The sequence below is a fragment of the Pantoea phytostimulans genome, from assembly GCF_046118715.1.
GTDB lineage: Bacteria > Pseudomonadota > Gammaproteobacteria > Enterobacterales > Enterobacteriaceae > Pantoea > Pantoea phytostimulans.
On record NZ_CP173698.1, the window covers coordinates 1225066 to 1247710 of the forward strand.

Annotated in this window: 19 protein-coding genes; 9 read left to right on the top strand and 10 right to left on the bottom strand. The window is 50.5% G+C overall.

All coding sequences use genetic code 11. The features are described from left to right. Positions 1–120 precede the first annotated feature (120 nt). Both ACF2G4_RS05800 and ACF2G4_RS05805 read left to right on the top strand, forming a co-directional pair. Positions 121–2532, top strand: a complete 2412-nt coding sequence (locus tag ACF2G4_RS05800) for a membrane-bound PQQ-dependent dehydrogenase, glucose/quinate/shikimate family (protein ID WP_409075687.1) — start codon at positions 121–123, stop codon at positions 2530–2532. A gap of 180 nt (positions 2533–2712) precedes the next feature. Further along, the gene (locus ACF2G4_RS05805; protein ID WP_243077844.1) at positions 2713–3039 is read left to right on the top strand and encodes a four-helix bundle copper-binding protein; all 327 of its coding nucleotides are present in this window, start codon (positions 2713–2715) and stop codon (positions 3037–3039) included. 88 nt (positions 3040–3127) lie between these two features. Here the strand turns inward: ACF2G4_RS05805 and iraP are convergent, their stop codons facing one another. Together iraP and ACF2G4_RS05815 are read right to left on the bottom strand one after the other, a co-directional pair. Then, positions 3128–3457 (bottom strand): anti-adapter protein IraP, encoded by a 330-nt coding sequence (gene iraP, locus ACF2G4_RS05810; RefSeq protein WP_215846716.1) that lies wholly within the window; start codon positions 3455–3457, stop codon positions 3128–3130. A gap of 279 nt (positions 3458–3736) precedes the next feature. Further along, positions 3737–5323: a PTS transporter subunit EIIC gene (locus tag ACF2G4_RS05815; protein WP_243077843.1), complete on the bottom strand. Its 1587-nt coding sequence runs from the start codon at positions 5321–5323 to the stop codon at positions 3737–3739. 262 nt (positions 5324–5585) lie between these two features. Between ACF2G4_RS05815 and ACF2G4_RS05820 the strand changes: the two genes are divergently transcribed. The 5 genes from ACF2G4_RS05820 (at position 5586) to pdeR (ending at position 14614) form a co-directional block, all read left to right on the top strand. Next, positions 5586–7889 carry an FdhF/YdeP family oxidoreductase gene (locus ACF2G4_RS05820; RefSeq protein WP_409075688.1) on the top strand — a complete coding sequence of 768 codons (2304 nt, stop codon included), beginning with the start codon at positions 5586–5588 and terminating at the stop codon, positions 7887–7889. A 114-nt stretch (positions 7890–8003) separates the two neighbouring features. Continuing rightward, on the top strand, positions 8004–9938 hold the full coding sequence (locus ACF2G4_RS05825; protein WP_243077841.1) for an exoribonuclease II: 1935 nt from the start codon (positions 8004–8006) through the stop codon (positions 9936–9938). 182 nt (positions 9939–10120) lie between these two features. Next, positions 10121–12187 (top strand): carbon starvation CstA family protein, encoded by a 2067-nt coding sequence (locus ACF2G4_RS05830; RefSeq protein ID WP_215846714.1) that lies wholly within the window; start codon positions 10121–10123, stop codon positions 12185–12187. Then, complete coding sequence (locus ACF2G4_RS05835; RefSeq protein ID WP_215846713.1) at positions 12180–12470, top strand: YbdD/YjiX family protein; 291 nt, start codon at positions 12180–12182, stop codon at positions 12468–12470. Before ACF2G4_RS05830 ends, ACF2G4_RS05835 begins: the two co-directional genes overlap by 8 nt. 158 nt (positions 12471–12628) lie before the next feature. Then, positions 12629–14614: a cyclic di-GMP phosphodiesterase gene (gene pdeR, locus ACF2G4_RS05840; protein ID WP_409075689.1), complete on the top strand. Its 1986-nt coding sequence runs from the start codon at positions 12629–12631 to the stop codon at positions 14612–14614. A gap of 15 nt (positions 14615–14629) precedes the next feature. Here pdeR and ACF2G4_RS05845 read toward each other — a convergent pair whose 3' ends face one another. From ACF2G4_RS05845 to araD, 3 genes are all read right to left on the bottom strand, one after another. Then, the gene (locus ACF2G4_RS05845; RefSeq protein ID WP_215846711.1) at positions 14630–15496 is read right to left on the bottom strand and encodes a crotonase/enoyl-CoA hydratase family protein; all 867 of its coding nucleotides are present in this window, start codon (positions 15494–15496) and stop codon (positions 14630–14632) included. Positions 15497–15637: 141 nt separating this feature from the next. Then, positions 15638–16621, bottom strand: coding sequence for a 2-keto-3-deoxygluconate transporter (gene kdgT, locus ACF2G4_RS05850; protein WP_215848272.1), 984 nt, complete (start codon positions 16619–16621; stop codon positions 15638–15640). A gap of 229 nt (positions 16622–16850) precedes the next feature. Continuing rightward, positions 16851–17549: an L-ribulose-5-phosphate 4-epimerase gene (araD, locus tag ACF2G4_RS05855; RefSeq protein ID WP_409075690.1), complete on the bottom strand. Its 699-nt coding sequence runs from the start codon at positions 17547–17549 to the stop codon at positions 16851–16853. Positions 17550–17887: 338 nt separating this feature from the next. On the opposite strand from araD, the gene osmB reads away from it, so the two are divergent. Next, a complete protein-coding gene (gene osmB, locus ACF2G4_RS05860) occupies positions 17888–18103 on the top strand; it encodes an osmotically-inducible lipoprotein OsmB (RefSeq protein ID WP_031374546.1) in 216 nt (71 codons plus the stop codon). An 81-nt stretch (positions 18104–18184) separates the two neighbouring features. Here the strand turns inward: osmB and yciH are convergent, their stop codons facing one another. From yciH to pgpB, 5 genes are all read right to left on the bottom strand, one after another. Beyond that, positions 18185–18508, bottom strand: coding sequence for a stress response translation initiation inhibitor YciH (yciH, locus tag ACF2G4_RS05865; RefSeq protein ID WP_332628196.1), 324 nt, complete (start codon positions 18506–18508; stop codon positions 18185–18187). Beyond that, on the bottom strand, positions 18505–19227 hold the full coding sequence (gene pyrF / locus ACF2G4_RS05870; protein WP_409075691.1) for an orotidine-5'-phosphate decarboxylase: 723 nt from the start codon (positions 19225–19227) through the stop codon (positions 18505–18507). Before pyrF ends, yciH begins: the two co-directional genes overlap by 4 nt. Before the next feature lie 197 nt (positions 19228–19424). Then, positions 19425–20594 (bottom strand): lipopolysaccharide assembly protein LapB, encoded by a 1170-nt coding sequence (lapB, locus tag ACF2G4_RS05875; protein ID WP_215846708.1) that lies wholly within the window; start codon positions 20592–20594, stop codon positions 19425–19427. Between the two features lie 6 nt (positions 20595–20600). After that, positions 20601–20909 carry a LapA family protein gene (locus ACF2G4_RS05880; protein WP_215846707.1) on the bottom strand — a complete coding sequence of 103 codons (309 nt, stop codon included), beginning with the start codon at positions 20907–20909 and terminating at the stop codon, positions 20601–20603. A 128-nt stretch (positions 20910–21037) separates the two neighbouring features. Next, a complete protein-coding gene (gene pgpB / locus ACF2G4_RS05885) occupies positions 21038–21802 on the bottom strand; it encodes a phosphatidylglycerophosphatase B (RefSeq protein WP_409075692.1) in 765 nt (254 codons plus the stop codon). Between the two features lie 227 nt (positions 21803–22029). Between pgpB and ribA the strand changes: the two genes are divergently transcribed. Further along, entirely contained in the window at positions 22030–22623 is a 594-nt protein-coding gene (gene ribA, locus ACF2G4_RS05890) for a GTP cyclohydrolase II (protein ID WP_215846705.1), read from the top strand. Positions 22624–22645: the final 22 nt, after the last annotated feature.

Genomic DNA, 22645 nt, shown 5'->3' on the forward strand with positions numbered 1-22645 from the left:
ATTAAATCGCATTGAAAAATAGGCGTATTTTGGAAAAATCGTGTGATTTAAAGCATGCCGTCTGCAAAGTGTCAGTTTTTCTATAGGCTTTACTGACAATCTTTTACAGAGGGATGTATTGTGGCATCAACATCGCTGCGTTTTTGGCCAACGCTAAGTGGTCTTTTGGTCAGCTTGTTTGGTTTAGCTTATTTGATACTCGGAGGCTGGCTGGCTTTTTCAGGCGGCACGCCGTGGTATCTGCTGTTTGGTATTGGCTTCTTAATCAGCGGCATTCAACTTTTACGGCGTCGCTCGTCAGGTATCTGGCTCTATTTGATCACTTTTTTGATTTGTGTGGTGTGGTCATTAACGGAAGTGGGACTCGATGGCTGGCAATTAATGCCTCGTCTTCTGGCGCCAGCAATTCTTGGCATTTGGCTCTGCATGCCTTGGGTTGTGCGTCCAATCATCACGGCTGCTGCTCAACGCCGTTCAACGTTGGCTGCCGCATTGATTTATCTTCTCTCTATCGGCGGCATTCTTTACAGCGGCTGGCAAGTCACTGACGCCCGCTTTGTTCATCATCTCCCCTTTCCCGCCGTGCAATCTGCTCAGCGCTCAGCCACTGAAGATAACGGCAATGACTGGAAACATTACGGGCGCACGGCGGCTGGACAACGCTTTTCTCCGCTAACGCAAATTACGCCGCAGAACGTAAATGAATTAAAACCGGCATGGCGTTATGACACCGGTGATGTCATGCGTAAAGGCGAAGACAAGGCAGGACGTGAGTTCAGTTTTGAAGTGACACCCATTAAAGTGGGCAACAGCTTGTACATTTGTACGCCTCATCGTGAAGTGATTGCGCTGGATGCCACCACAGGAAAACAGCGTTGGAAATTTGATCCGAAATCGAATACTTCAGCTAATGAATACCTTGCCTGCCGTGGTGTGGCATGGAGCCAGGTTGATAGTGATGCGACCTGCCCACAGAAAATCATTACGACTACGGCGGATGCGCGCATGGTAGCGCTGGACGCACGCACCGGCAGACCGTGCGAATCTTTTGGTCAACATGGTTATGTCTCTCTTACCGATCACATGGGCAACGTGCCGCCTGGATTTCATTACATCACTTCGCAGCCGATGGTGATGGAAGGTCGTATCGTGTTAGGCGGTTGGATATATGATAATCAAACCACGGGCGAACCCTCAGGCGTTGTGCGTGCCTATGATGAGAAAACCGGTGAATTGAGTTGGGCGTGGGATTTGGGTCGAAATCCAGCGAATGCGCCGTTAAAAGCGGGTGAAACCTATACACGCGGTACACCAAACGGCTGGGGAACCTACACCGCCGATCCAAAATTGGGTTTGATTTATATTCCGCTGGGTAACGCCACACCGGATTACTACGGTGCGGGAAGACGCACTTTTGACGAAGAATATTCAAGCTCAATCGTTGCACTCGACATTCATAGCGGCGAAGAAAAATGGCATTTCCAGACGGTGCATCATGACGTATGGGACTTTGACTTGCCGATTGGTCCAACGTTAGTTGACCTGCCCACTTCAGATGGAAAAGGTGTGCATGCGCTGGTGCAAACCACAAAGATGGGGCAGTTGTTCTTGCTGGATCGTCGAACCGGTAAGCCGCTGGCTCAAGTGAATGAAAAATCTGTTCCCACCTCGCCCTCATTACCGGGCGAACATCTTTCACCAACGCAGCCTGATTCCGTGGGTATGCCCAACCTTGCCCCGCCCGTATTAAAAGCAACCGACACTTGGGGTGCTACGCCGTTTGATCAGCTTTGGTGCCGCATTCAGTTTCACCGTTACCGTTATCAGGGTAATTTCACGCCACCAGCAGCGGGAACTTCCATCGCTTATCCTGCCTTTGATGGGGTAATGGATTGGTACGGTGCATCAATTGATCCGCGCCATAATGTCATGATTGCCAATACCAGCTATATCCCTTTCACCATGCAAATGATGAAAAGTGACGACGCTATTAAGCAAGGTCTGATGCAGAAATGGGCAGGCTGGGCCAGCGGTCAACCTTATCCAAAACCTAAGGAATTCGCGGTGGGTCCTGAATATGGCACGCCTTGGGCGGCAGTCGTCAAACCCTGGCTCAGCCTATTAGGTGCCCCGTGTAGCACACCGCCGTGGGGCAAGTTATACGCCATCGACCTCACCAGCCGCAAAATCATCTGGGAACGTCCGGCTGGCACGACGCGCGATATGAATATTTTCGGTACACATACTAACGCTCCGCTGCCAACCGGCATCTTTATGATGGGCGGCAACGTCATTACTCAAAGTGGACTGATTTTCATGGGGGCAACGGCCGATAATTATCTGCGTGCTTATGATGAAGCCAGCGGAAAAGAACTGTGGCGCACCCGCTTACCGGCAGGCGGCCAGGCTACGCCGATGACTTACCAAGGTGAAGATGGCAGACAATATGTGGTTATTGCGGCGGGAGGACACGGAGGTTTGGGTACAGCCTCAGGGGATTCTGTGATGGCTTATGCGCTGCCTTCTCATTAAATATTTTCTTTGGGCTGTGCTTTTTTCAGCCCTGCTTATTCCCCTTACTTAAAAGTAAAAAGAGGTTTTTTATTGTTAGATATAATAAACCAGCCGCTGAAATAGTTATTAACATATTACTGATTTGCATAAAGTCGGTTTTATTTTCAGACTTAAGGTGGAATAAATTGAGGAGGAAATATGATTGAACAATATCGTCATTGCATCGAAGCATGCTATTTCTGCGCTGCCGCCTGTGATAATTGTGCCGCATCCTGTTTAAAAGAAGAGAATTTAGAAATGATGCGGGATTGCATCAGACTGGATACACAATGCGCCAGCCTCTGTCGTTTAAGCGCGCAATTTATGGCACTGGACAGCGATGCCGCAAAAGCATTATGTGCAATTTGCGCGGATATTTGTCAGCAATGCGGCGAAGAGTGTGGGAAACATCAGCATGATCATTGCCAGCAATGCTCAAAAGCGTGTCTACACTGCGCTGAAGCATGCCGCAAAATGGCCGCTTAACATACGTGAATAACCGCCTGAAAAGGCGGTTTATTACTGGTGGTGAATTATAAAAGATCACTAAGCGTGAAAGTCAGCATTAATAATTTTAGGCATTTTTTGCATCAAAAGGGCCTGTATCGCCGGAGTTAAGCACAGCATTTTCTTTGGCGATCATTTGGGAAACTCTAACCATATCCTGGAACTCTTGCAGCAGGAGTTCTGCTTCAGGTCGATAGGGATCATAGGGATCAACCATGACAGAGTTGATGGCTTTATTCACGCTGCCAATGAGTTCGCTCAGTCCACCATTTTGGCCGATGGTCAAAAGCAAGGCACTCATCATCAGAGATTGCGCTTCTACTCGAGCGGCTAGCTGTTTAGCTTGAGCATCCATATTCGAAATTTTAGCAAGCATACTCAGTATGACATTATTCATCTGACCTCCAGTCTTTTATTCAGAAAAACAATGAGCGCTTAGCGCTGAACATACAGAGTTTACCTGAAAAAGGGGGGAATATGCCACATGGTCAGACCAGAGTGCTGTTTTCAGGTAATTAACCGCGCCTATCTACTGTGGATAAGATTAATAAAATTAAACCCATAAAAGAAGCTTATATACTCAACATTAATTACGTTGCAACAGTGAACAGATAACCCTGCTGCAACGCGGAGAGAATAAACCGCAAGAACCTTTCAACGTTCTGCCGCTTCGCTTTTAGGCTACACCCAATGCTGTTTTTACTTCATTCGCAATTTTTTCAACTTGCGGGCCATATATGACCTGGACATCGTTATTACTGACACGGTTTATTCCATTAGCGCCAGTGCTCATTAAAGTCTGATCAACGACTTCCTTCATATCTTTAACCCGGACGCGCAAACGCGTAAAACAGCAATCAACATCCTCAATATTCGCATGGCCGCCTAAACCGCTGATGATCACTTGGGTGCGCTCGTTGGCAGCAACCACCTGCGGTTTTTCATCCTCAGATTCTCTGCCTGGCGTTTCTACGTTCATTCGGGTAATGACGAAGCGGAAAGCGTAGTAATAGAGCGGTGCATAAATCACGCCCAACGCCAGCGTCCACCACCAATGCGTTTTGCTGCCGCCGAGCATGCCAAATACGACTAAATCGATAACGCCACCCTGAACGTTCCCGATCATCAAGTGCAGCATCGACATCAACATAAATGAGAGGCCGGTCAGGAAGGCATGCAGTAAATAAAGCACCGGCGAAACGAAGATGAAACAGAACTCCAGCGGTTCAGTGATACCGGTAGTAAAAGAGGTTAATGCTCCCGCCATCACCAGCGCCTTGACGCGTTGCTTATGCTCTGGCCTTGCCGTGTGATAAATCGCCAGCGCCGCTGCGGGTAAACCAAACATCATTACTGGGATTTTTCCCTGCGCAAGAAACTGGGTGGCAGTGCGAATGGTTTCATCTGGAATCATGCCAGGATGGGTTAAAGAGGTATTAAAGATATTCAATGCACCGACAACGCTTTGGCCATCAACAGTCGCCATACCGCCAATCGGCGTAAAACGCACCGTTTCATTCAGAATATGGTGCAGGCCGGTAGGAATCAGGATGCGCTCGAAGGCACCTAGCAGAAAAGCGCCATATTGTCCGCTTTTACCAATCATCTGACCGATCCAGGCAATGCCCTGACCTATGGTTGGCCATATCATTGCTAACAGCACACCGATGAGCGGTAAACAGACCACGGTGACAATTGGCACAAAGCGACGCCCTCCAAAGAAGCTGATCGCCGTGGGCAACTGCTGGGTGTAGAAACGATTGTGTAGCGCAACTGTTGCTAAGCCAGCAATGACGCCGCCGAGCACACTCATGTTGTAGGTGAAGACGCCCAGCATCTCGATGTATTCCGCCGAGGTCATCATCGCCGTGGTTTGATCCATGCCCGCCTGCTGTAACGCTTCTGGCGTGGTCGTAGCGGCAGTTAAGCCTTTGGCGGCCAACGTGGCATTGATACCGACATTCATCGCAATGTAACCAATCACGGCTGCAAAAGCCGCCGTGGGTTTTTCTGCTTTGGCCAAACCGATGGCACTGGCCACGGCAAAAAACACCGGCAAATTAGCGAACAGCGCGCCAGCAACTTTGCGGATAAAGCCAATGATTAATTGTGGAACCTGCATCTGCGCAAACGCATCGCCGGTAATCGCCGGATTTTGCATTGCTGCTGCCAATCCAAGAAATATCCCCGCAGCGGCAATGACCGAGATCGGCATCATCAACGCTTTGCCAAAAGCATGAATCTGGCTGGTCAGCTGTTTCATGGTATCGCGCCCTCTTCTGTTGTGAAAAAACAGTATTAGCGCGATGTAGAAACTTCACCCGTAAACGCCGGGTTAAACGCGAGTAAAATTTGACCAACATCACATTTAAGTCAAATGCACGATAAACAGTGACTATCGCACCATTAAGTCAATCAATTAGACAACTTTTATGCAGAGCGGCACACTTCCCTTCACCATCAGGCCATATCCTGATAACAAACTTTCTACAATATTTTCCAATAAAAATAAGCCTGCACTCATTATGAAATTTAAACGCAAAATCAAACCTTACCGTGCCGCAGCGGGCGGTTGGGGTTCACTGGAAGCTACCACGCGTTTCGTCTTTGACAGCAAAGCTGCACTGAAAAATATGCGTAATCTGCTACGCATGAATAAAGCCCGCGGTTTTGACTGCCCAGGCTGCGCATGGGGCGATGACAACAAAAGTACGTTTAGCTTTTGCGAAAACGGCGCAAAAGCGGTCACCTGGGAAGCGACACGTCGTGTCGTCGATACGGACTTCTTTGCTAAGCACAGCGTTAATACGCTTTACGCGCAGAGTGATTACTTTCTTGAATATCAGGGCCGTTTAACGCATCCGCTGCGTTACAACGCCGAAACCGATCATTATGAACCCATCAGCTGGGATGAGGCGTTCGCGCTAATTGCACGCCATATCAAGGCGATGGATAATCCTGATCAAATGGAGCTGTACACCTCCGGCCGCGCCAGTAATGAAGCGTCCTGGCTTTATCAGTTGTTTGGCCGCCTGATGGGCACGAATAACTTCCCTGACTGCTCCAACATGTGCCACGAAGCCAGCGGTACTGGCCTGAAGCGCAGTATCGGCGTAGGTAAAGGCACGATTCGCCTGGATGATTTTGACCACGCTGACGCGATTTTTGTCTTCGGTCAAAACCCGGGAACGAACCATCCACGCATGCTGCACAGCCTGCGTCACGCTGCCGATCATGGCGCGAAGATCGTAACCTTTAACACGCTACGTGAGCGCGGTCTGGAACGGTTTGCCGATCCACAAAAACCCCTTGAAGTCATGACGTCTAAAGCGGGCACCATCAGTTCGGCTTATTACCAACCGAATTTGGGGGGTGATATGGCGGCGGTACGCGGCATGGTGAAGACGCTGCTGGAAACGCACCGTGCGCGTCTGGCTGCGGGTGAAAGTGGCTTGTTCGATCAGGCTTTTCTGAATGCCAAAACGCAAGGCGTTGAAGCGTACTTTGCAGCAGTTGATAACACCGATTGGGCGCAGATCGTGGCGCAATCAGGTCTGACTGAGGCGCAGATCCGTGAAGCCGCGGCGATTTATCAAAGCGCCGACCGGGTAATTTGTACCTGGGCGATGGGCATTACCCAGCACAAACATTCGGTTGATACGGTTCGTGAGATCACTAACCTACAACTGCTGTTTGGGCAACTGGGTAAAAAAGGCGCGGGCCTGTGTCCGGTTCGCGGTCACAGTAATGTTCAGGGCAACCGCACCATGGGCATCGATGAGAAACCGGCTAAGCCGTTCCTTGATGCGCTGGGCAAACATTTCGATTTTGAACCCCCACGTGCAGCAGGCCATAACACCGTTGAAGCCTTGAATGCCATGCTACGTGATGAAGTCAAAGTGTTGATCGCTTTAGGCGGTAATCTCGCTGCAGCAGCGCCAGATTCACCGATTACCGAAGAAGCGATGTCGCGTTGCGGTTTGACGGTGCACATCAGTACCAAGCTGAACCGCAGCCATTTGGTTCCGGGGCATGAAGGATTGATTCTGCCGACGTTGGGTCGCACCGAGCGTGACGAGCAGGCGACCGGCAATCAGTTCATTACTGTGGAAGATTCATTCAGCATGGTGCACGCCTCTGAAGGTATCGGCATGCCGCTGGCGGATACGCAGCGTTCAGAAACGGCGATTGTGGCAGGTATTGCACACGCAGTACTCGGTGATGACAAAGTAAAATGGCTGGATTTGGCCGGTGATTACAACCTGATCCGCGATCATATTGCCGCCACGATCCCAGGCTTCACTGATTTCAATGAAAAATGCGACCTGCCGGGCGGTTTTTATCTGGGCAATGCCGCAGCGGAATTGCGTTTTAATACGCCGTCAGGAAAAGCAGAATTTAGCCACGCAGCACTGCCAACGTCACTGTTTCCCAACCTGAGTGCTGACGTGCCGTTTACCCTGCAAACTCTGCGTTCCCACGACCAGTACAACACCACGATTTACGGTCTCGATGATCGCTATCGCGGCGTGTACGGCCAGCGCGAAGTGGTGTTTATTAACCCTGATGACATGGCCGAATTGGGTTTCAGTGAAGGTGAGTTGGTTGATATCGAAACGCTGTGGAACGACGGAATTACGCGTTGCGTCAGCGGCTTCAAGCTGGTGCCATACAATATTCCGCGCGGCAATCTCGCGGCCTATTATCCCGAAACCAACCCGCTGGTCCCACTCAATAGCTTTGGTGACGGCAGCGGTACGCCAACCTCGAAATCGGTACCGGTAAAACTCGAACTTTCACAGGCACTTCCCGGTCAGCGAATTGCCTAAAACCCTTGTTACAGCATTGTTAAAAAGCCGCGCTAAGCGGCTTTTTGCCTTGCCGCGCGACCCCGATTCGCGTAAAACTGTCAGCCGCTCTTAGGCCACGAAACTAAAAAAATTATGTTCCAGGATAACCCGCTGCTCGCGCAGCTCAAAGAGAAGCTCCACTCGCAAACGCCTCGCGCCGAAGGTGTGGTAAAAGGCACTGAAAAAGGCTTCGGCTTCCTCGAAGTTGATGCGCAAAAAAGCTACTTCATCCCGCCTCCGCAGATGAAGAAAGTGATGCACGGTGACCGCATCGTTGCCATCATCCATAGCGATAAAGACCGTGAAAGTGCTGAACCAGAAACGCTGGTTGAACCGTTTCTGAGCCGCTTTGTTGGCCGCGTGCAGAAGAAAGACGATCGTCTTTCAATTGTCCCGGATCATCCGCTGCTGAAAGATGCCATCCAGTGCCGCCCGGCCCGTGGTGTGACACATGATTTTCAAGCTGGCGACTGGGCAGTGGCTGAGATGCGCCGCCACCCGCTAAAAGGCGACCGCGGTTTTTATGCTGAACTGACCGAATTTATTATCAAAGCTGACGATCACCTTGCGCCATGGTGGGTGACGCTGTCGCGCCATAACCTTGAGCGTGAAGCGCCAGACGTTGGCTTTGGCGAAATGATGGATGAGAAACTGACGCGTGAAGATCTCACCGCACTGGATTTCGTCACCATCGACAGCGCCAGCACCAAAGATATGGATGATGCGCTGTACGTTGAGGAACTGAACGATGGCGCGCTGCGTCTGACTATCGCCATCGCCGACCCCACCGCTTACGTGCCAGAAGGCAGCCAGCTCGATAAAGTGGCGGCGCAACGTGCGTTTACTAACTATCTGCCAGGCTTCAATATTCCAATGTTGCCACGCGAACTCTCTGACGATGTGTGTTCGCTGCGTCCGAATATGCGCCGTGCAGCGCTGGCTTGCCGCGTGACCGTGGCAAAAGACGGCACTTTAGGCGAAGATCCACAGTTCTTTGCTGCGTGGATTGAATCTAAAGCCAAGCTGGTTTACGACGACGTCTCTGACTGGCTGGAAAACAGCGGCGAATGGCAACCCGAGAACGAAGCGATCGCGAACCAGATTCGACTGTTGCATCGCATCTGCCTGGCACGCGGCGAATGGCGTCAAACCCATGCGCTGGTGTTTAAAGATCGTCCAGATTACCGCTTCCTTCTGGGTGAAAAAGGCGAAGTGCTGGAGATCATTGCCGAGCCACGCCGCATCGCTAACCGCATTGTCGAAGAAGCGATGATCCTGGCCAACGTCTGCGCGGCCAAAGTGCTGCGTGAACGCCTCGGCTTTGGTATCTACAACGTTCATGCCGGTTTTGATGCGACCAATGCCGAGCAAGCAGCAACAGTGCTGGCTGCACACGGCATCACCGTGGATGCGGAAGCGATCACTACGCTGGAAGGCTTCCGCGTGCTGCGTCGTGAACTCGATGCGCAGCCAACGCAGTTCCTCGACAGCCGCATTCGTCGCTTCCAGACTTTCGCTGAAATCAGCACTGAACCAGGCCCACATTTTGGTTTAGGCCTGGAAGCTTATGCAACCTGGACTTCGCCGATCCGTAAATTTGGCGACATGATCAACCATCGTTTGCTGAAAGCGATTATCCGGGGTGATGACATTGCTCGCCCGGATAGCGCGCTGACCGTGACCATGAGTGAGCGTCGTCGTCTGAATCGCATGGCTGAACGCGATGTCGGTGACTGGCTGTATGCGCGCTATCTGTCGCCGTTCGCTGGCAGCGATCGTAAATTCAGTGCCGAAATTATTGATGTGTCACGTGGCGGTATGCGCGTCCGTTTGCTGGAGTTCGGCGCGGTCGCCTTTATCCCTGCCCCGTTTATTCACGCGGTGCGTGATGAACTGGTCTGCAGCCAGGAAAACGGCACGGTTCAGATCAAAGGTGAAGTCGCTTTCCGCGTCACCGACGTTATTGACGTGACCATCGCTGAAGTGCGCATGGAAACACGTAGCGTTGTGGCTCGCCCAGCGGTATAAGCATGAAAATTTGCGGGACAACTCAGGTTGTCCCGCACTTTCCCCAAATTATTTGCCTAAATGTTAAATTTGTACCTCGCCTCACACTTCTCTATCGATTAACTTCCACTTACATTCCATTACATTAAGTTTAACTCGTTGTTTTCGATCGCCTCTCTCTCGATCCCTACAAGGAGTTAGTCATGAAAAACGTCAAAACCGGAGTCATCTGGTTAGCGGTGGCGTTAATCGGCGCGGGCGCGTTTGCCATGCTCGCCTTAAACCGTGGCGAGCACGTCAACGCCGTTTGGCTGGTCATTGCCGCTGTCGCCTGCTACAGCATCGCTTATCGCTTTTACAGCCTGTTTATTGCGCGCAACATTTTTGAACTGGACGACCGTCGCCTCACACCTGCCGAACGTCTTAACGACGGGCTGGATTATGTCCCAACCAACAAATGGGTGCTTTTTGGCCATCACTTTGCTGCCATTGCTGGCGCAGGTCCGCTGGTTGGCCCAATTTTAGCGGCCCAAATGGGGTTCTTACCGGGCACAATCTGGATTCTGGTCGGCGTAATGATGGCTGGCGCAGTGCAGGACTTTTTGATTCTGTTCATTTCCACGCGCCGTGACGGACGCTCCTTGGGTGAAATGGCGCGTCAGGAGTTAGGCGCTTTTGCTGGTGTGATTACTATGCTGGGTGCGCTGGGCGTAATGATCATTATTCTCTCGGCGCTGGCGTTGGTCGTGGTGAAAGCCTTAGCGGACAGTCCTTGGGGACTGTTTACCATTGCCGCCACCATACCGATCGCGCTGTTTATGGGCGTTTACATGCGCTTTATCCGCCCCGGTAAAATCGCTGAGGTCTCGTTGATTGGCTTTGTGCTGATGATGGCCGCGATTATCTACGGTGGCGACGTGGCACAACATCCCTACTGGGGGCCCTTTTTTACGTTGAAAGGCACGTCACTGACGTGGGTCTTGGTAATTTACGGCTTTATCGCTTCGGTGCTGCCGGTTTGGTTACTGTTAGCGCCGCGTGATTATCTCTCAACCTTTCTTAAAATTGGTGTGATCGTTGGCTTGGCGATTGGCATCGTGTTTGCCATGCCAGAGTTGAAAATGCCTGCGGTGACGAAATTCATTGACGGCACCGGCCCGGTCTTCTCCGGCGCGCTCTTCCCCTTCTTGTTTATTACCATTGCCTGTGGCGCGATTTCTGGTTTCCATGCGCTGGTTTCAAGCGGTACTACGCCAAAACTGATCGAGCGCGAAAGTCATATTCGCTTTATCGGCTATGGCGCGATGCTGATGGAATCCTTTGTCGCCATCATGGCGTTAATCTGTGCATCGGTGCTGGATCCGGGCGTCTACTTTGCCATGAACTCTCCGGCAGCGCTGATTGGCACCACGGTTGAAAATGCCTCTCAGGTCATTAACGGCTGGGGCTTTGTGGTAACGCCAGAAGTGTTGAGCGGCATTGCACGTGACGTTGGTGAAGGATCGATTCTATCACGGGCCGGTGGCGCACCGACCTTTGCGGTTGGCATGGCGCATATCATTACGGAAGTGTTCAACAGCCGCGCCATGATGGCGTTTTGGTATCACTTCGCCATTCTGTTTGAAGCGCTGTTTATTCTTACCGCTGTTGATGCAGGCACACGCGCCTGCCGCTTTATGGTGCAGGATTTGGTCGGCACCGTGGTGCCCTCAATGGCCAACAACCGTTCGTGGTTAGGTAACATGGCCGGTACCTCGGTAGCTGTCGCGGGATGGGGCTTTTTCGTTTATCAGGGTGTAGTCGATCCGCTTGGCGGTATCAACACCTTGTGGCCACTGTTCGGTATTGGTAACCAGATGCTGGCTTCAATGGCGTTGATCCTCGGAACGGTAGTGCTGTTTAAGATGAAGAAACAGCGTTACGCCTGGGTCACGATTCTGCCCACGATTTGGCTGTTTATTACTTCAATGACTGCGGGCTGGCAGAAAATCTTTCATGAAAAACCTTCGATCGGTTTCCTTGCGCAGGCAAATAAATTCCGTAGAGGTTTAGATGAAGGCGTGATTCTTGCGCCAGCAAAAACTGTAGCCGATATGCAAACCATCGTTTTTAGCAACCAAATCAATGCCGCTTTGTGTGGATTCTTCATGCTGGTGGCGGTCACGATGTTAATCGCTGCGGTGTTTGTTATTCGTCGCGCCCTGCGCAGTAACGTGCCGACTACCCATGAATCTGAGCCAGCGTTACGTAAGGAGGTGCGTCATGTTTGATGCCATTCATCGTGCTACACGTCCACAAGGCGTATGGCAAATTGAACGTTGCCAGCGGCTATCAGCGCCAGATACGGCGAAATTTAGCTGGCGCGCGCTGTGGCAAGGTTTACAACAGAGCTTTCGCTTAATGGTCGGCGTTCAGGATTATCAAAAATATTTACAGCATATGCAGAACCATCATCCCGATCAGACAGCAATGACAGAGCGAGATTTTCATCGTTATTGCCTGGATGCTCGCTTTCCAAGCCAAGCGGGGAAACTGGGTAAATGCCCTTGCTAAATCAACGCCATCGCCCCGTTTTTACGGGGCTTTTTTGTGCCATTCATAGCTGGACAACAAAATATATTCAGTTTGCATCTTGTGCTCGCGTCAGATGATGAATACTGTTGCTAAAATAATGAGATAACGCCTGCAGAGCACTTCCCGGAGGAAGTTCCATGACCGATGAACAAGGGCAAACCTTGTTGTATACCTTATTTGGTACAACCAGCCCTCATTGGCGTCTAACCGCGGACAGCGATGCGCTGCATTTTGCTGAAGACGAATCGTCAAATACCAACATTGCCCTGCCGCTGACGCCGGGCCAGGCCAGTTTAATCCGCGCAATGCCAGTGATCACCTCGACAATTAATCTTACGCTGCCGCTACACGGCGTGCCGGTTCCGATGCACTTGGTGGGCCGCAAGGTAAACCAGTCATCCTGGGGCGGAACGGCTTCTGCGTGGGGTGATACCTCTGCCGTGGCACGTGATTTGACGCTGGGTCTTTCATTTGCTGAGCAAGTGGTTTCAGAAGCTAATTCGGTGATCGTGATTCTCGATCAGCGCGGCAATATTCAACGTTTTAATCGCCTCAGTGAAGAATATACCGGCCTGAATGAACATGAAGTGATTGGGCGCAACGTCTTTCAATTGTTTATGAGTAAACAGGAAGCTGCAGCATCACGCCGCAACATCGCCGGATTCTTTCGCGACGGCAATTCCTACGAAGTTGAACGCTGGGTGAAGACTAAAAAAGGCCAGCGACTGTTTCTGTTTCGTAATAAGTTCGTGCACAGCGGTAGCGGAAAAAATGAAATTTTCCTCATCTGTTCAGGAACGGACATAACCGAGGAAAGACGGGCCCAGGAACGTCTACGGGTGCTGGCAAACACCGATACGGTGACCGGATTGCCTAATCGCAACGCAATTCATCAACAAATGAGCCTGGCACTAGAGCAAGCAGGCGGCGATGAAACCGGTGTGGTTTATCTCGATCTGGATAATTTCAAAAAAGTTAACGACGCTTACGGCCATATGTTTGGCGATCAACTGCTGCAAGCTGTCTCTTTGGCGATTCTTAGCTGTTTGGGTAAAGATCAAACGCTGGGACGTCTGGGTGGTGATGAATTCGTGGTGCTGGCTGAACATACTAGCCAGGCGGCGCTGGAAGCGATGTCGTCTCGCATTCTGGAGCGTTTGCGTTTACCGTTCCGCATTGGACTCATTGAGGTTTATAGCGGCTGCTCCATTGGTATTGCCCTTGCCCCGCTGCATGGCGAAGACCGTGAAAGCCTGATTCGCAATGCTGATACTGCGATGTATCACGCAAAAGAGAATGGTCGCGGTAAATATTGTGTTTTCGCCGCTGAGATGAACCAACGCGTATTTGAATATTTATGGCTTGATACCAACCTTCGTAAAGCGCTGGAGCTGGATCATTTAACGGTTTTTTACCAGCCTAAAGTCGACAGCGATGGGCAGATACGCAGCGCGGAAGCGTTAGTGCGCTGGAACTCACCGGAACGAGGCTTGGTTTCCCCGGCTGAATTTATCCCCTATGCGGAAGAATCTGGCCTGATTGTGCCGCTGGGCCGCTGGGTCATGCTCAATGTGCTGAAACAGATCCTCACCTGGCGTCAACAAGGCATTGAACTGCGCGTAGCCGTAAATGTTTCTGCGCGACAACTGCTGGATCAGAGCATTTATAGCGATTTAAAACAGGCATTGGCCGATGGCGGTTTAAGTGATTGTCCAATCGATATCGAATTAACCGAAAGCTGCTTGATTGAGAATGAAGCTGAAGCGCTGACGCTAATGAAAAAGTTCCAGGATCTGGGCGCCCAGGTCCATCTTGACGATTTTGGTACAGGCTATTCGTCACTTTCCCAATTAGCACGTGTGCCAATCAATGCCATCAAGCTCGATCAAAGTTTTATACGTGATATCAACTTACAGCCTGTTTCTCAGTCGCTGGTTCGTGCGATCGTTGCCGTCGCCAAGGCTCTCGATCTGTTAGTGATTGCCGAAGGCATTGAAACAAAAGCTGAAGAAGCATTTATCCTCAATAGTGGCGTTGATGGGCGTCAGGGTTACTACTACGCAAAACCAATGCCCGCAGAGCAGTTTGGGCATTGGCTGGCTAAGCATCCTGCCCGCGTTTAACGCTGGATTACATCACTATCCCGCTTTACGCAACGAGGCGCTGTGGCGGTTTTGTAACTGCACCAAACGTTCCATGTAAGCAATATCTTTTGGCTCAATGGTAAAGGCAAAATCGACCCAATCTTCGGTGATATCCATCAACTCAGCGCGTGTTAATTGCAGCACGCGCTGACGCGCTTTGAGCATAGCCCGCACACCATTCAGCTTCGGACGCAACGTATCAATGAATGTGCGTGTTGCACGATAGCTGTCGCCCGGCTGGAAGACTTTATCGACCAGTCCTCGCGTTTCAAACCACTCCGCACTGTGAGATTCACCTTCACAAATTAACTCCTCTGCCAGTTTCATGCCTGCGCGGCGAGCCACCAATGAATAACCGCCCATACCAGGGAACAAGTTGAAGGCAATTTCAGGGAATCCCATGCGTGCATTGTTCTGCGCCAGAATGAAGTGATGCGCCAGCGCCGCTTCAAAGCCACCGCCTAATGCGCTGCCCTCAATCATCGCTAGCGTCACCGCGCCGGTATCAAAACCGCGTGCTGCAGAATGAATGCAATCCACACAGGCTCTGGCATAAGCACGTAAAGCTTCACGGCGATTGTTACGAATACATTCAACGAAGAAACGCAGATCGCCACCCGCATTAAACATCTGCGGTACCAAAGAACCGGTTACCCAGAAATCAATCGGTAAGCCAGAACGCTGTGCGGCATAGCTCAAATTCATGATTTCCTCTATCAGCTCATGGTTGAAGCTAGGACGCGGCTGCGCCCGCAACATCATCCACATGGTGCGTCGTCCTTCTTCGTAGTACGCCACCAGCTGTGTGGTATGTCCGACTTCGGTAAACAATCTGCAAGTTGCTTGGTTAATAACTGTCATAGTCTCATCCTCTGATTATTAGATGCGTTTTTTACGCCACATCAGCGTAATGCAGAGTGAGGCCAGACCAAATGAGAGATTGATTTATAAAACAAAATCCAGAGATTTCCCCGACTTAGGGTCGGGGATTGATTAGGTGGGTTACTTAATAGCCGCGCGCTGGCTGACAACAACCTGCGAACGCTTAACGCGTTTTGAATATATCGCGGTGATAATCGGGACCAGAACAGACGTTACAATAACCGATGTCGCGACCAGCGCGGTCGCAGCTGGTGCAACCGGTTTGAACTGTGGCAGCATTTCTGCAATCAATACTGGCGTAGCAACGGCGGCTCCTGCCGTACTCGATGCGGCAATACCTGCGGTTCCGTCTCCGCCTCCGATTACACGATCGGCAATAATTAATGGGATGCCGGTAATGATAATCACTGCGACGCCCAACATGATACCGAGCAGACCCGTTTCAGCAATGACGGCCAGATTGATGGTATTGCCCAAAGCAAACGCGAAGAAAGGAATCAGCGTATGGACCGCTTTGCCAAAGAATTCTCGCAATTCTGGATCAAGATTTCCTAAAGCAAAACCGACAATAAAGGGCAGAACTGCACCGACAAAGACGTGGGGTTCAAATGATGCTATGCCGGCTGTGCCAAGAATAACCATAGTCATCAGTGGACCTGATTCCAGCGACATCAGAACAAATGCGCCCGCCTCTTCCTTGGAACCATATTGCTGCATAATCGAGGCATAAAGGCCGCCATTGGTCATATCCATCGCGGCGACCAAAGCCAGCGTAGAAAGTCCAGCAAACATGCCGACTTCAACACCGTTCTCCGGCATCATGCGTGAGGCGATGGCCGCGACTACCCAGGCCACGGCAATTTTGGTCAGCACTAACGTACCGGACTTACGCAATACCGTTCCCGTCGCGCTGATTTTTATCGATGCACCCATACAGAAAAACCACACAGCCAGAATAGGTACCGTCCCGGTCATCAATCCGTTGGTGAACGATCCAAAATATTTTCCGGCATCGGGGGAAAAGGTGTGACAAAGCGCGCCGAGAAATAGCGGTATCAACATCATGCCGCCAGGGATTTTATCTATCGCACGTTTGATATGCATATTGGTGTCACCTTTGCTGTTCCAGAGGAAGATGTGAGTTGTGCCCGAAGGCGATGACAGCAAAGTAATGACATTAAGAAACAAAAACAGTGATCCTGCCTATAAATTTGAAACAGCGTTTTATTTTTATAGGTGAGCTGTTTTAATAAACATGATCGTGATCGCCCTATCCGTTTTTGTGTAAACAGCGATACAGCAAGAAGGGATGGGTTACATCCCTGTTAGCCAGTTACTTTTGTCCATACCACGCGTTTTCGCCGTGCTTGCGCAGGTAATGGAGATCGAGCAGCGTTTGCTGAATCGGTGGCAAATTAGCGGTCAATTGCTGACTGAATAACCCCATATAAGCGACTTCTTCCAGCACAACGGCGCTGTGTACCGCAGCATGCGCGTCTTTGCCCCAGGCAAAAGGCCCATGCGAATTAACCAGCACAGCGGGAATCGCGCTGGGAGAAAGCTCACGTTCAGCAAAGGTTTCGATAATCACCTGGCCGGTATTCCACTCATACTCATGTTTGATTTCATCATCACGCATTGCCCGTGTACACGGGATCTCACCGTAGAAGTCATCAGCATGGGTCGTTCCCCAGGCAGGGATGACACGCCCGGCTTGCGCCCAAATGGTGGCATGGCGCGAATGGGTATGCACAATGCCGCCCACTTCGGGCCACGCCAGATAAAGTGCACGGTGCGTTGCGGTATCTGAAGATGGCCGTTTATCCCCTCCTATAACGTCGCCACTCGCAAGGTCAACCACAACCATATCGTCGCGCTTCATCACGTCATAGCTGACTCCTGAGGGTTTAATCACCAGCAAGCCCTGCTCACGATCGACAGCGCTGACGTTGCCCCAGGTAAAAGTGACTAAATTATATTTTGGCAAGTCCAGATTCGCTTCCAAAACCTGCTGTTTAAGCTGTTCCAGCATTCCTTTTCTCCTGCAGATCATCGTCCCTAAAGTGTGCGGAGCCAGCGGGCAAAAGGTTATGGAGCAAATCGCTATAAACGCAGAATGAATTAGCTGTGAAAGCAAAATTGTGGAGTGAATTAGGAATTGTCTATCTTCGGAAATTTCGCAGAACGCTTAAAATCCTCTCAGACAAAGAGCGGACCTGTCTGAGCTTTGCTGATTACTCGTCGGTCATCATGATGAAAGCCGATGCATTGCCTTCAAGGATGTGGCAATAACTCGGCGACGACGAGTGAAATTAATTTCGAAGCTATACTTAAGGTGTTGCCTCTGTGAGCACACTAATGGAGAAGTTTATGACAATTACAATGAAACGTATTACAGCAGCTGTCCTTGCTACCACCTTAGTCGTCGCGTTAAGCGGTTGTTCTAACTGGTCTAAACGTGACCGTAATACCGCAATTGGTGCGGGTGCCGGTGCGATTGGTGGTTCAGTGCTAACTAACGGCAGCGCGCTCGGCACCGTCGGTGGCGCAGCGGTAGGTGGTATTATCGGTCATCAAGTCCATTAAGACCGCATTAAAATAAAACACGGCTACGCAATGCATCTACATACTCATCGGGCTACTTTTAGTAGCCCGATTTTTTTCATTTTAGCCGCCTGCCAGCTTTACCTTCATGCCTTTTGCTTCCAGTAAGCTCTTGAGTAAGTCGCGCTTGTCACCCTGGATTTCGATAACGCCCTCTTTTAATGCGCCACCGCAACCGCATTTTTTCTTAAGCTCGGCAGCAAGCTGTGTTAATGCGGCATCATCCAGATCAATACCGGTAATCAAACAGACGCCTTTGCCTTTTCGTCCGCTGGTCTGACGCTGAATACGAACAATGCCATCACCTTTAGGTCGCTCAACTTTCTGCTGCGGCTGGTCTATACGACCTGTATCCGTTGAGTAAACCAGCGGGTTATCGCGATTCATGAGGCATCCTCCAGACTTTTTAAGATTGATTGCAACGTAGCAGCGGGATTGGTCGATTGGGTAATAGGGCGTCCAATCACCATATAATCAACACCTGCCTGCTTCGCCTGCTCTGGTGTCATGATACGGCGTTGATCGCCTGCATCACTGCCTGCCGGGCGAATACCTGGCGTAACCAGAGCGAAATCTGATCCAATGACCTGTTTAAAACGTGCCGCTTCATGTGCGGAACAGACCACACCATCCAGTCCACACTCACGGGTTAATTTGGCCAGTTTTTCTGCCTGTTCTGCCGGTGACAGTGTGATGCCCAATCCTTTCAGATCGTCTGCATCCATGCTTGTCAGTACTGTCACAGCAATCAGTAAAGGTGCATCCTTTCCAAACGGAACCAGAGCTTCACGTGCAGCATTCATCATGCGTGCCCCACCGCTGGCATGGACATTGACCATCCAGACACCCAGATCGGCAGCCGCGGCAACCGCATGCGCTGTCGTGTTGGGAATATCGTGAAACTTCAGGTCAAGAAAGATATCGAAACCGCGTTGCTGTAAATCTTTCACCAATGAAGGGCCAAACAGCGTAAACATCTCTTTGCCCACTTTCAGTCGGCAGCTACCGGGATCGATCTGGTCAACAAAGCGTAATGCGCTATTGATGTCATGGTAATCGAGAGCCACCAGAATCGGCGAAGCGGTCACAGTTTGGGGTGAAGGCATGGCATTTCCTCTGCAGTGGGCACCCATGGGCGCAATAGACAAACGGCAGGCATTTTACCTGCGGTGTCGGGCCATCACAATCGCTGTTCCCGCCTGTTAGACGACAAACTGCACAGATGCGTAGGTTTCGAGAGCTTTAGGCTTTTAGTATGTTGTAACTATAATGAAAGTAAATCACCAACGCTGGCTATTGATGATTATTGACCGTCGAGTCCTCGAATAGGCTTCACAGAGGACCATGTGCGACAAGAAGGACAATGCCAGTAAAGTGCGTGCGCAGTGAAGCCGCATTTCTGGCAGCGATAGCGTGGCTTGGTGCGAATCTGCTCGCCAACCATGTCACGTAAAACCATCAAACTTTCTTTGGCGCGACCATCTTCAGCTTCGTGTAGGTGAAAATTCATCAAACGATGAAACACTCGCATGGTTGGGTGACGTTGTAACTGCCGATTGATATAAAGCTGAGCTTCTTCTGGTCCCTGCTGCTGCTCAAGTATATCGGACATATACAGTTCAGCGGCGGCGCCCGTATTTTCTTCAACGCAGCGTTGCAGGAATTCTGCCCACGCGTCTGGCTGATTCAGCCGTTGAAAACAGGTTTCTAGCATTGGCAGCGTTTCACTCACCAACTCTTTATCCTGATCGAGTACGCGCTGTAAATGCCCCACTGCTTTTGCGTAATCGCCCTTCTCCATCAGAATACGTCCCATCATGATAGAGATTCGTGCACTTTGACGATCGGCTGCTTCACCTTTCTTCAATAGGCTCATAGCGCGATCAAGATCGTCGCTGCTCATCGCCTGCAAAGCCAGCTCGCAATAAAAATGGGCTATTTCACCTTTCTGCTTATCTTTGCCCAGTTTCACCAAACGTTCAGCGACTTCAATCGCCTGCTGCCAGTCGCTTGTTGCCTGGTGAATCAGCAATAATTGCTGCAGCGCACCGATGCGAAAATCCGTTTCATCAGTGAGCTGTTTGAACATATCTTCGGCGCGGTCATACAATCCGGCCGCCATGTAATCACGCCCTAATTGCTGAATCGCAAGTAAGCGCTGCTCGTAGCTCAGTGAAGCGCTTTCCATTAATGACTGGTGTATGCGAATAGCGCGATCAACTTCGCCGCGAGAACGGAATAAATTACCCAGTGTCAGGTGAGCTTCGACTGTGCCGCTGTCTTCTTTAAGCATGTCTAGAAAGAGATCAACGGCTTTGTCTTGCTGATTAGAGAGCAGGAAGTTAACGCCGGCAACATACTCGCGGGATAAACGGTTCGCTTCCTGCTGCTTATCCTGTTGTGCACTACGTCGACCCATATACCAGCCGTAAGCAGCAGCAACCGGAAGCAACAGAAACAGCAATTCAAGCATGGATTATTATTCCCGGGCAGCCGATGACGATGTGGTCGTCACTGTCGTGCTGCCCTGTTCAATTTGTGCTTGCATACGCTTTACTTTGCGCTGCGCATTCGCCAGGGAAACGCGAACACGTAACCAAAACAATCCACAAATTGCCCAGCCCAACAAGAAGCCTACACCAAACAAGCTTGCCAATAATGTAGAGATACTGAATTGGCCCTGCGCCAGCAGATAGTTAAAGGTGATGACCTGGTCGTTATGCGCACCTAATGTGACGGAGATGATGAAAATGACCAAAACCACTAAAAAAATCAGCAAATATTTCACAGTGCATCCTGTTGTGAGGTTGTCGGGTGGAATTATGCCAAAACTACGGCAAAAATGCTGCTCCCAGCAGCATCAGGCGATTCGTTTTTACGCAAGCACAATCAATGATATGGGGTCTACGCGTGGAATTACAATTCAGGTTCACGCTCTTGTACCTCTTTTTGTTCTTCGGGCGGCAGGCTAAGCGGCCCACAAAAACGTTGTGCCAGCCAGGTGGCCAGGGTTACCAACACCCATGACAATACAGTGGCCATGATTAAATCACGTGGCCAGTGCATGCCCAGCAACAGGCGGCTACCCATTACCGCGCTGGCCCAGATAAAGACAACCACAACCGTTTTGTAATGGCGACGCGGCCACAGCAATCCAATTACCAGCAAAGCCCAACTGGCCGCAAACATGGTATGCCCGGAAGGAAAAGCAAAACCGGTCTCTTGCGCCCAGTGATGTTTTAGCCAGCCGGGTAACACCGTATCGTCAGCCATTAAATCATTAACCATTTGGCTGCGCTGATGGCGTTTTAGTTCGTAGAACGCTTTGTCATCCAGACCATGACTGTGCTCTAACCATACGACATAAGGCCGCGGTTCCTGAACCTGGTCTTTAATGAAGGATTTGGTGTACTGCCCTGCCAGAATGGTGGCGTTCATAATCAGCAACAGCAAAATAGCGGGCTTCCATCTAAAACGCAGACACCACATGACCCATGCACTGAGTAACAGGCTGGTCAGGGTTCCCCAAGGACTGGTGACAGTTTCGGTCATCCAGAATAAGATTTTTAAAACCGCACCGCTTTCACCCGGTTGCCACTGCCAGCCAGATAACCAAACCGCCAGCGGCATTATTAACAACAGCAGCATCCCCAAGGTGGTGCGGCGTGAAATCTTAAACATCCGTTTTCCTTTTAGAGAACTTAATTCATCTCTGATGAATAACTTTAGCTTAAAAAAGAATAACATAACCATTGCAGATTGGATAATTGTGCTTTATCACTACAATCGCTCTGACAGATTACCAGCCCACCAGTGGGTTGTGGCACAATATTACACGTTTGTCGGGCTACACTCGCCCGTGCGCTATCATGATGATAGTGCATCCTCTGAAGGTTCTGGAGAGTCACATGCAGCTTAAACGGGTGGCAGAAGCCAAACTGCCAACGCCATGGGGAGATTTCCTGATGGTAGGTTTTGAAGAATTGGCAACCGGCCATGACCACGTCGCGCTGGTCTTTGGTGATATCAATGATAACGATCCGGTTCTGGCGCGCGTCCATTCTGAGTGCCTGACAGGCGATGCGCTTTTCAGTTTGCGTTGCGACTGTGGCTTTCAGCTTGAAGCCGCGTTGAATTCAATTGCTGAAGAAGGTCGCGGTGTGCTGCTGTATCACCGCCAGGAAGGCCGAAATATCGGGCTGCTGAACAAAATTCGCGCCTATGCGCTTCAAGATAAAGGCTACGACACGGTTGAAGCCAACCATCAATTAGGCTTTGCTGCTGACGAGCGAGATTTTACGCTGTGCGCAGATATGTTCAAACTGCTCGGGGTGAATGAAGTGCGATTGTTAACTAATAATCCACGCAAAGTAGAAATTCTGTCGGAAGCTGGGATTAACATTGTGGAGCGTGTGCCGTTGGTTGTTGGTCGCAATCCCAAAAATGCCCATTACCTTGACACCAAGGCAGCTAAGATGGGTCATCTACTGCCGAAGGGATAAAATAAAAAGCCGGGATTACCCG